Origin of the sequence: Levilactobacillus namurensis DSM 19117, assembly GCF_001434785.1 — a bacterium.
Classification (GTDB): Bacteria; Bacillota; Bacilli; order Lactobacillales; family Lactobacillaceae; genus Levilactobacillus; species Levilactobacillus namurensis.
Genome location: NZ_AZDT01000058.1, coordinates 15351 through 29278, shown reverse-complemented (window position 1 = coordinate 29278; position 13928 = coordinate 15351). Strand labels below are relative to the sequence as shown.

The 13928-nt window shown below is 50.4% G+C and carries 14 protein-coding genes and 1 tRNA gene; 12 read left to right on the top strand and 3 right to left on the bottom strand.

Going from position 1 to position 13928, the window contains the following annotated elements:
- Nucleotides 1–161 precede the first annotated feature (161 nt).
- From FD30_RS08625 to yaaA, 8 genes are all read left to right on the top strand, one after another.
- Nucleotides 162–1058 (top strand): ABC transporter ATP-binding protein, encoded by an 897-nt coding sequence (locus FD30_RS08625; RefSeq protein ID WP_024746712.1) that lies wholly within the window; start codon nt 162–164, stop codon nt 1056–1058.
- Entirely contained in the window at nt 1051–2271 is a 1221-nt protein-coding gene (locus FD30_RS08620) for an ABC transporter permease (RefSeq protein WP_056944688.1), read from the top strand. Before FD30_RS08625 ends, FD30_RS08620 begins: the two co-directional genes overlap by 8 nt.
- A 17-nt stretch (nt 2272–2288) precedes the next feature.
- Nucleotides 2289–2660, top strand: a complete 372-nt coding sequence (locus FD30_RS08615) for a hypothetical protein (protein WP_024746710.1) — start codon at nt 2289–2291, stop codon at nt 2658–2660.
- 165 nt (nt 2661–2825) lie between these two features.
- A tRNA-Ala gene (locus tag FD30_RS08610) sits at nt 2826–2898 on the top strand.
- A gap of 1578 nt (nt 2899–4476) precedes the next feature.
- Entirely contained in the window at nt 4477–5217 is a 741-nt protein-coding gene (locus tag FD30_RS08600; RefSeq protein WP_056944686.1) for a hypothetical protein, read from the top strand.
- Between the two features lie 278 nt (nt 5218–5495).
- The gene (locus FD30_RS08595; RefSeq protein ID WP_147000052.1) at nt 5496–6440 is read left to right on the top strand and encodes a hypothetical protein; all 945 of its coding nucleotides are present in this window, start codon (nt 5496–5498) and stop codon (nt 6438–6440) included.
- Nucleotides 6441–6716: 276 nt separating this feature from the next.
- Nucleotides 6717–7091 carry a hypothetical protein gene (locus FD30_RS08590; protein ID WP_056944684.1) on the top strand — a complete coding sequence of 125 codons (375 nt, stop codon included), beginning with the start codon at nt 6717–6719 and terminating at the stop codon, nt 7089–7091.
- 112 nt (nt 7092–7203) lie between these two features.
- On the top strand, nt 7204–7950 hold the full coding sequence (gene yaaA, locus FD30_RS08585; RefSeq protein WP_056944683.1) for a peroxide stress protein YaaA: 747 nt from the start codon (nt 7204–7206) through the stop codon (nt 7948–7950).
- Between the two features lie 3 nt (nt 7951–7953).
- Here the strand turns inward: yaaA and FD30_RS08580 are convergent, their stop codons facing one another.
- From FD30_RS08580 to FD30_RS08570, 3 genes are all read right to left on the bottom strand, one after another.
- Nucleotides 7954–8340 carry a hypothetical protein gene (locus FD30_RS08580; RefSeq protein WP_056944682.1) on the bottom strand — a complete coding sequence of 129 codons (387 nt, stop codon included), beginning with the start codon at nt 8338–8340 and terminating at the stop codon, nt 7954–7956.
- Between the two features lie 102 nt (nt 8341–8442).
- Nucleotides 8443–9033, bottom strand: coding sequence for a pentapeptide repeat-containing protein (locus tag FD30_RS08575; protein ID WP_056944681.1), 591 nt, complete (start codon nt 9031–9033; stop codon nt 8443–8445).
- A 229-nt stretch (nt 9034–9262) separates the two neighbouring features.
- The gene (locus FD30_RS08570; protein ID WP_056944680.1) at nt 9263–9784 is read right to left on the bottom strand and encodes a GNAT family N-acetyltransferase; all 522 of its coding nucleotides are present in this window, start codon (nt 9782–9784) and stop codon (nt 9263–9265) included.
- A gap of 278 nt (nt 9785–10062) precedes the next feature.
- Here FD30_RS08570 and FD30_RS08565 point away from each other — a divergent pair, with 278 nt between their 5' ends.
- From FD30_RS08565 to FD30_RS08550, 4 genes are read left to right on the top strand one after another with little or no spacing between them, the layout of a single operon-like run.
- A complete protein-coding gene (locus tag FD30_RS08565) occupies nt 10063–11175 on the top strand; it encodes an ABC transporter ATP-binding protein (protein ID WP_056944679.1) in 1113 nt (370 codons plus the stop codon).
- Nucleotides 11162–11977: an ABC transporter permease gene (locus FD30_RS08560; RefSeq protein ID WP_056944678.1), complete on the top strand. Its 816-nt coding sequence runs from the start codon at nt 11162–11164 to the stop codon at nt 11975–11977. Before FD30_RS08565 ends, FD30_RS08560 begins: the two co-directional genes overlap by 14 nt.
- Nucleotides 11974–12774 carry an ABC transporter permease gene (locus tag FD30_RS08555; protein ID WP_056944677.1) on the top strand — a complete coding sequence of 267 codons (801 nt, stop codon included), beginning with the start codon at nt 11974–11976 and terminating at the stop codon, nt 12772–12774. The genes FD30_RS08560 and FD30_RS08555 overlap by 4 nt, the downstream gene beginning before the upstream one ends.
- Entirely contained in the window at nt 12771–13841 is a 1071-nt protein-coding gene (locus tag FD30_RS08550) for an ABC transporter substrate-binding protein (protein ID WP_056944676.1), read from the top strand. The genes FD30_RS08555 and FD30_RS08550 overlap by 4 nt, the downstream gene beginning before the upstream one ends.
- Nucleotides 13842–13928 lie beyond the last annotated feature (87 nt).

The following is a 13928-nucleotide window of genomic DNA, read 5'->3' as shown; positions in this document are numbered from 1 at the left end:
CTAAAACGCCACTCCCGTTCCGCAAACCACTGGAACGGGAGTTTTTGAGTAAAAATCAACCCTTTGATGACAAATCAGTCCCCCATCCCGGCAAGTTCTTGGTTTGCCTAGCGAACTCACGTATAATGGACTTATTCTAATCTGACGAAGGAGCGCGCGCTATGCTAAGCATTCAACACATTCGAAAATCGTTCGGGGACGTCCAGGCCCTCAACGACATCAGCTTTGATGTCCCGAACGGTCAGATTCTCGGACTGATTGGTCAAAACGGGGCCGGCAAATCCACCACCTTCCACAGTATCCTGAACTTCATCACCTTCGATGGTCAGATTACTTGGCAAGGACACGCCTTTTCAGCGGAAGACTTCAACCACATCGGCTACCTTCCCGAAGAGCGTAGTCTGATGCCGAAGCTAACCATCGAACAACAAATCGTTTACCTGGCTCGGCTGAAGGGTCAGTCGGCTAAGGTGATCCGCCCCCAGATCGACGACTGGTTGGAACGGTTCGCCGTTAAGGGCACCCGCAAGAGTAAGATCAGCGACCTGTCCAAGGGGAATCAACAGAAGGTCCAATTGATCTGTACCCTGATTCATCAACCCGACCTTCTGATCCTCGACGAACCCTTCAGTGGTCTGGATCCAGTCAATGCTGACTTACTCAAGCGCGCTATCCTGGACGCTAAGCAACGGGGGGCGGCTATTATCTTCTCCAGTCATAACATGGAAAACGTCACCGAGGTCTGCGACCAACTGGTGATGCTGCGCACGGGGAATATGGTCCTGCACGGGACGCTCCAGGACGTCCGCAACCAGTTCGGCAAGACCGAGCTGTTCGTCACGACTGACTGGGATGCTCGTCGGTTAGCGACCCTCCCCGGCGTCGCCAGCGTCACGCCCCGGCAACCGGGCCAATTCCGGCTCCACCTGAGTGACCCAGCCGCCGGGCCGGCCATCTTCGCCAGCCTAACTCAGGGCCACTACATCGAAGAATTCAGCCAGCAGCCCCCGACCCTTGATGAGATTTTCCGAATGAAAGTGGGTGAAGCAGATGCTTAAGACCTGGATTGTGACCGCCGAGACCTACCTGCGTCAGATCAAGTCATGGAGCTTCTTCTTCATGATTATCGGTCCCTTCCTGATGCTGGGACTGACACTGGGAATCAGCTACATTAGCGCCAACAGTGCTTCCAGCAGTCAAGAGATTGCCGTTGTGGGGACACAACCCGTCTTACGCCGCCAGTTCATTGCCCAGCACCCGACCGAGTTGAACACCAAGATCACCACGGTCGCCGCCGCGAAGAAGGCCTTAAAGGCCAACCACTTGGCGGGCTACCTGACCATCACCACTACGGAAGATCAGGTCAACGCAGTCTACCGGGGGAACCACTCCCTCAGCAAGGGCGTTGAGGCCCAGGTCCAAAACTTCCTGGCTAAGACCCAACAGCTGACGAACTACCAAGCCGCTAAGTTAACGCCCAAGCAACAGGTTCAGCTCCAACGAACGCCTAAGCTGACCCAACACATCGCCTCTAAGGCTGGCACGGCTAACCTGGCTAAGACCATCTCGTTCTGGTTAATTGTGACCATGATTTACATTATCTTGATCACCTACGCCTCCATCACTGCCCAAGAAATCGCGTCGGAAAAGGGCACGAAAATTATGGAGATCATCTTTTCCAGTACCACCGCAACCAGCTACTTCGTGGGTAAAATCACCGGTATTCTGCTGGTGATCATCACCCAAATCGTCATTTACCTGCTGGGGGGCTGGGCCATTTACGCCTGGGCCTTAAGTCGGAAGGGTCTCCACGCGATGATTGCGCAATACCAATCTTTGATCGACGGTGTCCTGCATAACCTCCTGAACCTGAATCTCCTCTACCTCTTCATCGGTGTGGTATTGTTCACCCTGTTGGCCGCGTATAGCGGCGCACTGGTCGCTAAAGCTGAGGATGCTTCCAAGGCCGCCCAACCCGTGGTCATGTTGGGCATGGTGGGCTTCTTCGCCACCTTCCCCTTCCAGAACAACTTAGACGCCCTTCCCGTTAAGATCATGTCGTACATCCCGTTCCTCTCGTCATACTTCATGCCGATGCGGATCATTAACGGTACGGTTGGCCTGGGAACCCAGTGGCTCTCACTGGTCATCGCCTTGATTACGACAGGCTTGATGAGTTGGGGCATTGGCCACCAATACCAGCACCTGATGTTACAATCGGATAGCCAGACGCTCTGGCAGCACTTGCTCAACCGGCGTCGGCGGAATTAAACGAAAGGAAGTCACCAATGGCTGAAAAAGACCGTTACTACCAACCTTCAGACGTGGAAGACGCCTTATTAGAAGTTCAAAAGTTATTTAACAGCTACCGTAGTGCGCCCCTGACCCAGGAGCTTTTAACCTACCACCAGAACCTCACGAGCCGCTTAACCAGCGACTTACGGGATGCTGCCCGGACCGAACAGCGACCTGACCTGGTCACTGCCACCCAACAAATGGCCCAAGCCATGCAGAACTGGACCAATGTCCGACTCTCGGGGCAGCCCTATCCTGGTCGTCTCCGGCATTTTAAGTTCGTCCCGGACGCAACTGGACCGAAATTCAAACGGCACGTGGTCAAAGATCACGGCTCGGGCACTCACCGCAGTAGCCGCCACTAACGACAAAAAGCCTGGGATAAAATTCCCAGGCTTTTTTTACTGCGTCTTAACTATTCGGTGTTGAAACCTGCGACCAAAGACACTCTTTTTGCAAGATTTTAGATTTTTATTCAGTTGACCATTAACTTTTTCGACCAAAGTGCTATACTAAATTTATAGTCATTTGGGTCCTTAGCTCAGCTGGGAGAGCGCCTGCTTCGCATGCAGGAGGTCGTCGGTTCAAATCCGGTAGGATCCATTTTTGTGTATTTAGAGATAAATAACAGGCTTCAAAACACCGTGATGACAGTGTTTTTGATTTAACACATCATCATTGAATGTCATTTAAAATGGCATTCACAAAACAATAAATTACCCAGCGGTGGTAGGGATAACGAACTGTTAGCTTAATGGCTAGCAGTTTTTATTTTGTCCTCAATACCGTAAAAGCCCCACTCAAACAGTCGGGCAGAGCTTTGCTTGTGTGCATACGTGGTATCGCTATCGTTATCAGGCACGTTCTGCGTACACGTTAAGTCGTAAAGTGGTAAAAGTTATACATCCTGATTACTCTCACGATTGACAGTGCTACGAGATGTTCCCGGGACGGTTTCTGTCATCCCCACTCCTAGGTGCATTTTAAACACACGTTCAAGGTTACAGATACCCTGGTTCAGGGGGCCACACAGCTTTGTCTAGCAGTATCATAGTGGCAGGGAGTGAGCTTATATGAGTAAACGAAAGAAAATAGATTATGAAAACCGCACTGAAATTGCTACTGGTATTGGTGTAACTCTCACGCTAGTTCTGCTAGTGATACGGTTATTCTAGGAGGCAAAACAATATGAGTAAAAAGCTAATTGGATACGTTGGACCATTGTGCTGGTACTCCTAGCAATTACGTGGGCGCTACAAATTTTGGATGGAACAGAAAAACTTAGCATGGAAACAGTAACACTCGCTATCTCAGTAATAGCCCTAGTAGTTGCAGTAATTGGACTAGTCCTAGCAATTCGCAACTTGCACGAAGCAAGACACTTATTTATACGTAACAGTGACTGTTAGCCAACTCCAGTTAGTGATCTTCATATTGTGTAATTTACATACAAAATGTAAAAATAATAAATAGACGTGAATGCTATAAACAATTGAAGCAAGAAAAAAATGACCTTTAAGAGATTACTAGTTATGCTTCCTTTGATATATTTACGATCAATCATTTCTGATTTAAATGTCCAACTGGCAAAGCAACAGACTACTGGCAACAAAAAGATAATGTATTTGGCATTTGTGACCTCGTCGACACCACTAATTCCTAGATGCATAGGAATTGCGCTTTTCAAATGAGGATATATCCACAATGAAAATATTATTTCGCCCAGATATATGCCTACAAATGCATAGAACGATTTTTTATAAAAGGAATTAAATCTGAAATTTAACATGTTATTCACCTGCTAACTCTTCCTAAATTTACGTCTCGCAGTATAACACTGATAATAAAACGAGTAATATGATAATGTCCAGTTCTTCAAATCACTAACCTGTAGTTGTTAGGTCATAAAAGCCACTCCGCCTACCGTATGGTATTAACCCATACGACAAGCGAGGTGGCTTGTTGGTTGGTCGTGATTACACGGCCTCTTCCTTTACATTCATTTAAGCAGCTCTCCGCAAGAAATCCAAGTCCATCGCCCTATCTGACAATACCAGTAGAATCCATTTTGGGTTCTTTAGGGATAAACAGCAAGTCTCAAAACACTGTGATGCCAGTACTTCTGATTTAACATACCTTAAAGGTTATCCGTGTATCTTTATCATTGAGGAGGGATTTCTGATGAGACAACTTACCAAACACTTACTCGTATCATTGACCGTTATCATTAGCGCTTTGGGCATGGTTCAAAGCGTCCACGCCGCCACTATCAAAACCGGCTATACAACGCTAAAGACAGCTGCTTCTAAGCGCAACGTGACCACCACTGGGAAGCACGCATTATACACGAAACCTGGGACGGTTAAAGGTGCTAAACTGGTGGCTTCCAAAGCCCTCATGAAGACATTTGGGACCTACACCACTAAAGACGCCCAAACTTACGCCGACACCACTAAAAATCCGTCCCATAAGGGATCTACCTACTACTTCCGCGCTTATGGCTACAAGGTGACCAATACCGGATCCGTCTACTACCGCGTCGTGTCCATGAACAAAAAGTACCGGGGTTACGTTTATGGCGGCAAGAAAATCGGTAAGTTTTCCGGTGGGCTCAAATCTGCCAAAACAACTTCAGCCGTCACCACCTATAACCACGCCAACGAAGCCGTCGGTATTGCCGTTCCTGGGATTCTCTGGAACGTTGTCCCTTACACACAATACCCCACGAAGAAACTAGGCCAAATGAAGGAAACCACTACCACTTCCCTGCCACACGCCGCCAAATTTAAAATCGTTAAGGCTGCTAAACGTACCCGGGAAGGCGACGTCTTCGATTACATTGTCTCAACGGATCAGTACCACTACGCCGGTTGGGTCAAAGCCTCGTATATTCGGTCGTATACCGATATCGATACTGACTAACCCATTACTGCATCCTCATATTCAACCTCAAAACAAGTCATTCTCATTTTAGGGAATGGCTTATTTTTGTCTTTCTCCCCCCCACGTAAATCGGCATCCCCCAAAAAGTATGAATAATAAATCTCTTTACTGATTAATAAGCTAGATTTCAATTTTAAATCACCTACGCTACAATTAAATGGTTCAAAATATATTAGGGGGTATTATAATTGTTTAAATTAACCGGGAGAGGGACCACGAGTTTAATGTTACTAGGAACACTTATAGGAGCGGGACTAATGGCGAATACAACCGCCAGTGCAAAAGCTTCTACACCCACCGCTGCGCAAATTGCCGAAGAACGTGCAGAAATAGCGGCCAATGAGAAAAAGGTCGATAAATCCATCGATAAAATTGCTATTCGTAACTTATTTAACTTAAAGACGACCTATAATACCGGAATTGGTGTTACTGATAAAAACGATACCATTGATTCACATAATCTTTATCAAACTTATAAGTTAGAAAAACCGTTAAAACTTACCAATGAATTCAAGCACAAAACCGTCACCCTACATAAGGGATCCGTTGTGACCGGTTTAAGTGATGGCGCTGGTAATCTGCAAAGCGTTGACAACACCACGTTAAGTATCAAAAATCAAAAGAAAGTCTTTAAAAAACTCGGTAATTGGCACTATAGTTACATCGCAAATAAACAGAATAATGGCGCCACGCGCGCATACACACGTAAGACAGCCTTTTCCGCTAACTCCCTAGCGAGTTTCCCGATGCTATCTGTTAAGACTGCCAAAGCACAGTATGACGCCGCAACCATGTCCCTACCTTTTATTTCAGTAACGGCGGATAGCCACCTAGTTTATCATAAAAGTGGTCAGACCTTTAAAGCCACACGTTACGCTAAAATCAAGAAATTCAAGCGGACACACTCAAAGATCACTTACTACCTCAATAAGCGCTTAAAGAGTGTCAAGACTAAGAAAACTAAGGTCGGCAAGGTTTATCGTTATAAACTAAGCTTTAAATTAGGCCATGTCTTCCAAAGTCGTGATAGCTACAACGGGGATGCCGGTGCTTACAACTTAACTATTAAGAACGGCAAGCAACATTTCTTTTTCCCACTAGATGAGGTCGCCGAGTCTTATATCGCTTCAATAAATGGTAATGAATATGTTAGTGACCACGAACAAAAGATTTCAACGGCTTACATCCAAGGCCTTTACTAATACACGCTTCCCAAAAGACTACCCTCGGGTGGTCTTTTCGTCTTAATTATGATGCTTCCCCAAAAGGATTGAACAGTGAGTATACCTAACTCGCCTTTCCTAACCAGTGAGTCCCCTTATGCCCGCCATGTCGGCGATTAGCCGTTGCAGTCACTAGTCAATTATCGACTTAATTACTGAGCGGGACGGCAATATTGACGCCGAACGGTCACCCCGATACACTAGGTCTCAGATAGCCAATAGCGACTACCTATTCATTTCTAGGGGGAGTTATTTATGAAAAAAGTTTTAGGTTATGTTGCTAGTGTCGCCGCTTTATTCGCTTTAGGGGGCTGTGCTTCAACCAGTGCCCAAGGGAGTAAAGCTAGTGTTAAGACGGTTTCAACTGCTAAGCAGATCAAGTTACGGACGAACTATCACAAGAACGCCCAAAAGCTTGAATTCAAAAACGGTCGGAAAAATGCTAAATTGACCGTCTTAAACGGCAAGAAGCAATGCGTCAAGAAGTTCAGCGTGGCCAACAAGGGGAACTTCGATATCAAGTTGTCGAAAGCCCAAGCCAAGAAGCTGAGCCAATGCAAGACCTTTAAGTACGCCGTTGCCCAAAAGGGTTACAAGACCTACACCGTGTCCAACCCCGTCTGCAAATAACCTAAGCAAAATTGGCCTATCTAAAAAGTCGGCAAATTAGCCGACTTTTTTTGATATCCTGCTTTATTCTTTTGATTAATCGTATACTAAAAGGCGAAAGGTGGCCTGCCCCATGAAAATTATTATTGCGCCCGCTAAAAAAATGGTCGTCGATACCGACACGTTCGCGATCGACGGTCTGCCCCAGTACCTGCCCCAAACGGCCCAACTTCTCGACCGCTTACGGGAATTGTCCTATCCCGAGGCCAAGGCCTTATGGCACTGTAGCGACAAGCTCGCTGAACCGAACTATCGTTGGCTACAGCAACTCGATCTGCACCACCAGCTCACTCCGGCCATCCTCAGCTATACGGGCATTCAGTACCAGTACATGGCGCCAGACCTCTTCACCGCGCCTGCTCTCGATTACATCCGTCAAAGTCTGCGGATTCTTTCCGGTTTCTACGGTATTCTTCGTCCGTTCGACGGTATCGTTCCTTACCGCCTCGAGATGCAGGCCAAGCTTGTGGTGGGGGCCACGGCGAACCTGTACGCGTTCTGGGGGGACCGCCTCTATCACGCCCTGGCTACCCCGACGGAGCCCATCATCAACCTGGCCTCCCAAGAATACGCCAAAGCGATTCGCCCTTACCTGGCACCCCAACAGCCCTTCGTGACCATCGTCTTCGCGAGCCTGGTCGACGGTCGGTTAAAGACTAAGGCCACACTAGCTAAGATGGCCCGCGGCGCGATGGTCCGCTATCTCGCTGAACATCAAGTAACCTCCGTTGCCGGCATCCGCGCCTTTGACCATCCCGACTACCACTTCGATGCACAACGGTCCACGGATACCCAGCTAGCCTTTCTCAACCAACAGTGATCCTCAATCGGCCACCACAGGCTCCGTCACCGACAACCCTAACTGTGCCATCAAGCGCACGACCTCCTGTTGCGTGGCCTGCCGATCTAGCGCCGTGTCTTCAAATAGACTCACCATGTGGCTGCCCACCATTAACAACTCGTCGTTGGCACTATCACGATTGCCCAAGAAAGACACCTTAATAAAGATATCTAGAGTCTTCACACTGTCCGGCCGCTGCTCCAGCGCCGCCTGCACTAACTCCTGCAACACGATCTTTAAGTTGCGGCGTTGGTGCTTTTTCTTTTGATAATCGGTGTAGTACGGTAGAAAAAGCGCCACACAGACTGCCAATAATTCCGCCGTTGCCTCGGCCCAGTCGGCTAAGGGTCCTATCTCCAGAATTGCCATGTTAATCTCCTCCCATTCGGATACCCGTTTTCGACTACCGGATATTCCGAACCAGTGTAGACTAACTCGGCCTAAATTCACGCTAAAACGGTCACAATCCCGCTACTTAATTTTGACACCGAACAGACCTAAGATGGGAGCCGCCTGCACCGGATTAATCACGAGCCCCGCTAAGCTCTGAGGAGTGGCGTCGACTTCTAGTTGGTCAAAGGTACTGGTGGTCAGGTCAACGCCCTTCAAGCGCGTCTCCCAAAAACTCGCCCGGTTCAAGTCACACCGGTCTAAAACTAATGGTGGCGTCACCCGACAAGCCCGTAAATACGCCTCTTTTAGCGTTGTCGTGGCTAGCCGACACCGTGTGAGCTGCGCCCCACTAAGGTTCAGGTAATCCCCCCGACTATCCGCCACCGTCACGTCCTGCCACCGATTCTCCAGAAAAGCGGTTCCCAGTAAGTTACACCGGGTAAACGTACACCGGTACAGGACACTGTGGGTCCAGGTCCGGTTCGCGAAGTCACAATCTTGAAAGTGGCAATCCAGCCACTCACTGTGGTCCAAGTCACCGACGAACTGGCACCGGTCCAGGTGAACATCGCTCACGTGACTAGGTAAGCTGGGCAACACTAACGTGCACTGCTGATAGGTCTGGTACGGCTCCAAGTCCATCACGTTAATCGTTTGATCTTTGATCATGGGTCATTCCTCCTGACTGGTCCTAGTCTAGCAGACGTCACTCGCTACTATCTGTGGATTTTCTCATGGCTTAAAACCACTTCTTCCCCCTGCACCCGGTGTTCCGACCGCCAAACGACGTCACAAGACGCCTAAGCCCCCCGTAAAGGCGTAAATTCTCATCAAAATTTTACGTAATCGCGGTCCGCTAGGCTTTTCCGACCTACTGGGAGGCCCCCTTCAGTGCGGCTTAATTTTGACCGTGCTGGGTTGCTTCTGGAAAATGGCGACCCAGAATGTCTAAACTGTACAATGCGCCGTCCATCTCAGCCACCTCTGGTAGGTGGCCCCAAACTGTAAACCCGTTGCGCTTAAACAACGCCTGACTGGGCGCATTATGACTGAACACAAACGCCACGATTCGGTCAATGTCCAGCCGGGGCAACTGGGTCGTCACAAACGCTAACGCCCGTTGGCCCAAGCCCTGGTGCCGAAACGCCGCATCAATGTATAGACTGATTTCGACCGTGTGGTGGTAGGCCGGCCGCCCGTAGAAGGATTCCAGACTGACCCACCCCGCGATCGTTCCCGCCACCCGGATCGTCCAAATGGGCCGACTCGCTGGGTCGAAACTCGCAAACCAGGCTTCCCGCGACGCCACCGTTACGGGGGTCAGGTCGGCCGTTGCTAACCGGCTGGGGATAATTTCATTATAGATTGCCACAATTCGCGGTAAATCCGCGGGTTGCGCATTTTCAAACGTAACCGTCATCGATTGACCACTCCCTTATGGTAGTTGATTATAGGCTTCCCCGCGTGATCCCGCTACGGTCAATTGCCCCAACTAAGCGCGATTGCTACCGCGGGGGAATCCGGTTGGGATGTCACTTAGCCACGTACCGGTTAAGTGGGTTGACTGCCACCCCGTCTCGACCCAATTTCTGCTTAGTTGCCGGTTTATTTTTAGGACTAAACCCGCTATAATCAATAGAGCTGTAAGGGGTTTACCACCCTCAACGCCATCGAAATTCTTACAGAGGGGGTTGTCCAATGGGTCAGCCAATTATCGAACTCCGTCACGTCATTCAACGCTACGGAGACCATACCATCTTAAAAAATATCAACCTTACCCTGGAACCCGGAAAGTTCTACACCCTACTAGGTCCCTCCGGTTGTGGGAAAACCACGATTCTACGGACCATTTCCGGCTTCAACCAGGTCACTTCCGGCGACGTCCTATTCGACGGTCACCGCATCAACGACGTTCCCGCCAACCACCGGAACGTGAACACGGTCTTCCAAGACTACGCGCTATTCCCCCACCTCACCGTCGCGGAAAACGTCGCCTTCGGTCTGACCCTGCAAAAGCGCCCGAAATCAGAAATCACCCAAAAAGTCGACCAGACCCTTAAGCTGGTTCGTTTAGCCGGTTATCAGGATCGCGCCATCAGTGCCCTCTCCGGGGGCCAACAACAACGGGTCGCCATCGCTCGAGCCATCATCATGCAGCCCCGCGTGCTCCTCTTAGACGAGCCCCTTTCGGCTCTGGATGCGAAGCTCCGCCGGGAAATGCAATACGAATTGCGCGACCTCCAACAACGACTGGGCATCACCTTTCTGTTCGTAACCCACGACCAAGAAGAAGCCCTCGCGATGAGTGACGAGATTTTCGTGATGAACAACGGGGAAGTCCTTCAGAGCGGGACCCCCGTCGACATCTACGACGAACCCATCAACCACTTTGTCGCGGACTTCATCGGCGAAAGTAATATTCTGCCCGGCAAGATGGTCGCCGACTTCCAAGTCGTGGTCAACGGCCAACAGTTCGAGTGTTCCGACGCGGGAATCCCCACCGACGAACCGGTCGAGGTCGTACTTCGTCCCGAAGACCTCACCCTAACTGACTTAGCGCACGCTAAGTTGACCATGACCATCGACACGCAACTCTTTCGGGGAGACTACTATGAGATTGCGGCGACGGATACCCGGGGCCACAGCTGGTTGATCCACTCGGTCAATCCTGCCGAAGATGGGGAGACCATCGGCATCAGTTTCCGGCCACAGGACCTCCACGTAATGCGGCTCCACGAAAAGGAAGCGGAATTCGACGCCCGCTTGGGGACTTACGAAGGAACGGAGGACGCCGACCATGACCAACCGTAAAAACTGGGGCTACTTTCTCCCCTACGGTCTGTGGCTGGTCCTCTTCGTGATTGCGCCGGTCGCCTTGATCGTGTACCAATCTTTCTTCAACTTAGACCACCAACTTCCCCTGAACAACTACGCGACCTACTTTCAATCCGGCGTGTACTTAAAGATGACGGCCAACTCCATCTGGTACGCCCTGCTGATCACCCTGTTCACCGGAATCATCAGCTATCCTACGGCGTACGTGCTTCATCAACTGAAGCATCGTCAATTCTGGCTGTTGCTGGTCATCCTCCCCACCTGGATCAACATCTTACTTAAGGCCTACGCCTTCATCGGCATCTTCAGTCAAGCTGGTATGGCCAATAACTTCTTGCGCTTTATCGGCATTGGCCCGCACCAGCTCTTATTCACCAACGCCAGCTTCATCTTCGTGGCTACCTATATCCAGATTCCATTCATGATCTTGCCCATTTATAACGCCTTAGACGACCTCAACCCAGCCTACGTCAACGCCAGTCTCGACCTCGGCGCCACCCGGTGGCAAACCTTCCGTCGCGTCATCTTTCCGTTAACGCTTCCCGGGGTCAAGGCGGGCGTCCAAGCCGTCTTCATCCCCTCGCTATCCCTCTTCATGCTGACGCGTCTGATTGGCGGAAACAAGGTCATCACCTTAGGGACCGCGATTGAGGAACACTTCTTGACCACCATGAACTGGGGGATGGGGTCAACGATTGGCGTGATTTTGATTCTGGCCATGATTATCGTGATGCAACTGACCAACGACCATGACCAACCAGGGGGGTTCCCACGATGAAAAAGTTATCTCGAGCATACCTTATTTTGATTTTCATCATTCTTTACGTCCCCATCATCTATCTCATTGTCTATTCATTTAGCGCGGGTGACACCATGACCAACTATCACGGGTTCACCTGGAAACACTACGCGGACCTCTTTGCCGACCCCCGGATGTTGGCCATCGTGGCCAATACCTTGCTAGTCGCCCTATTGTCCGCCCTCATCGCGACGCTAATTGGCACACTGGGGGCTCTGAGCATCCACCGGACGTCTAAACGCGTCACCCGGGATGTGTTGTTGAACCTTAACAACATTCTGATGGTCTCTCCCGACGTCATCATCGGGGCCAGCTTCTTGATCTTCTTCACCACCCTCAAGCTGCCCTTAGGCTTTGGCTCCGTTCTCCTGAGCCACATTGCCTTTGAGATTCCCATCGTGGTCTTGATGGTCTTGCCCCGATTACGGGAAATGCGGCCCGCGATGCTGGCGGCGGCCCAGGACCTGGGGGCGACCACTAAAGAACTCCTATCCCGGGTAATCATTCCGTTCATCGCCCCGGGAATCTTCACCGGGTTCTTCATGGCGTTGACCTATTCTTTGGACGACTTTGCCGTGACCTTCTTCGTTACGGGAAACGGCTTTTCCACCCTGTCCGTTGAGATTTACTCCCGGGCGCGCCAAGGAATCGACCTCGAAATCAACGCTCTCTCCGGGGTGATGTTTCTCTTCTCCTTACTGCTGGTCGCCGGCTACTATTGGCTCCAGCAGCGGCATCATCGCCGGAAAAATAAGCGTCAGGGGGCGACATTATGAAGCGTCTATTGACCATCGTGGCCTTGCTTTTGGGCGTCTGTGGCCTACTGGCTTACACCAGTCACACGCTGACCACCTCCAGCGGCAGTACCGGTGCCAAGGTCCTCAATCTGTATAACTGGGGAGACTACATCGACCCCCAACTGCTTACCAAGTTCCAAAAGGAAACGGGCTACCACGTCAACGTAGAAACCTTCGACAGCAACGAAGCCATGTTTACCAAGTTGAAACAGGGCGGCACCCACTACGACCTGACCGTTCCCAGTGACTACATGGTCAGCAAGCTCAAGCAGGCCCACCTGCTGCAGCCCATCGACCGTAGTCGCTTAACTGGCCTGACCAACTACGACCCCATGTTTCTCAATAAATCATACGACCCGGGCAATACCTACTCGCTTCCCTACTTCTGGGGAACCCTAGGAATCATCTACAATGACCGCTTCGTAAAGCCGGGCAGTCTGACTCACTGGTCTCAACTCTGGTCCCCTAAGTACCGCGACCAGATCATGCTGATCGATTCCGCCCGTGATATCCTGGGGATGGCGTTAGCCGAACAAGGCCATTCCATGAACACCACCAATCCCGCAACTTTACGGGCGGCTACCCACAAGTTGAACGCGTTGAGTCCCAACGTGAAGGCGGTGGTTGCGGATGAAATTAAAATGTACATGATTCAAGATGAGGCCGCCGTGGCGGTCGACTGGTCCGGCGAAGCGGCGGAAATGCTGAGTCACAACCGCCACCTCCACTACGTCGTTCCGAGCGAAGGGAGTAACTTGTGGATTGACAACTTAGTCATCCCCAAGTCCGCCCAGCACTACACCGCCATCTACGCCTTCTTGAACTTCATGAGTCGGCCAGACAACGCGGCTCAAAATGCCGAGTACATTGGTTATGCGACGCCGAACCGACGGGCTAAGGCCCTGCTTCCCAAGACGCTTCGGAACGACCGGCAGTTCTATCCGACCCGTCAAACGACTCGTCACCTCCAGATCTATCGTGATTTATCACCCAACGTGGTGCAAACTTACAACGACCGGTACCTGGAATTCAAAATGCACCATTGATCCTAACCCACATGGTCACCAGAATGCGAAAATCCATTCTGGTGACCATTTTTTGGTGCGTTCTTCCATTTTGGAAAACCCATAATC

Bases quoted from the DNA above. Each gene is read 5' to 3' on its own strand.
- FD30_RS08570 (WP_056944680.1), bottom strand. From the start codon at position 9,784: ATGACGGTTACGTTTGAAAATGCGCAACCCGCGGATTTACCGCGAATT.
- FD30_RS08550 (WP_056944676.1), top strand. From the start codon at position 12,771: ATGAAGCGTCTATTGACCATCGTGGCCTTGCTTTTGGGCGTCTGTGGC.
- FD30_RS08595 (WP_147000052.1), top strand. From the start codon at position 5,496: ATGGCGAATACAACCGCCAGTGCAAAAGCTTCTACACCCACCGCTGCG.
- FD30_RS08575 (WP_056944681.1), bottom strand. From the start codon at position 9,033: ATGATCAAAGATCAAACGATTAACGTGATGGACTTGGAGCCGTACCAG.
- FD30_RS08555 (WP_056944677.1), top strand. From the start codon at position 11,974: ATGAAAAAGTTATCTCGAGCATACCTTATTTTGATTTTCATCATTCTT.
- FD30_RS08565 (WP_056944679.1), top strand. From the start codon at position 10,063: ATGGGTCAGCCAATTATCGAACTCCGTCACGTCATTCAACGCTACGGA.
- FD30_RS08620 (WP_056944688.1), top strand. From the start codon at position 1,051: ATGCTTAAGACCTGGATTGTGACCGCCGAGACCTACCTGCGTCAGATC.
- FD30_RS08600 (WP_056944686.1), top strand. From the start codon at position 4,477: ATGAGACAACTTACCAAACACTTACTCGTATCATTGACCGTTATCATT.
- FD30_RS08580 (WP_056944682.1), bottom strand. From the start codon at position 8,340: ATGGCAATTCTGGAGATAGGACCCTTAGCCGACTGGGCCGAGGCAACG.
- FD30_RS08615 (WP_024746710.1), top strand. From the start codon at position 2,289: ATGGCTGAAAAAGACCGTTACTACCAACCTTCAGACGTGGAAGACGCC.
- yaaA (WP_056944683.1), top strand. From the start codon at position 7,204: ATGAAAATTATTATTGCGCCCGCTAAAAAAATGGTCGTCGATACCGAC.
- FD30_RS08560 (WP_056944678.1), top strand. From the start codon at position 11,162: ATGACCAACCGTAAAAACTGGGGCTACTTTCTCCCCTACGGTCTGTGG.
- FD30_RS08625 (WP_024746712.1), top strand. From the start codon at position 162: ATGCTAAGCATTCAACACATTCGAAAATCGTTCGGGGACGTCCAGGCC.
- FD30_RS08590 (WP_056944684.1), top strand. From the start codon at position 6,717: ATGAAAAAAGTTTTAGGTTATGTTGCTAGTGTCGCCGCTTTATTCGCT.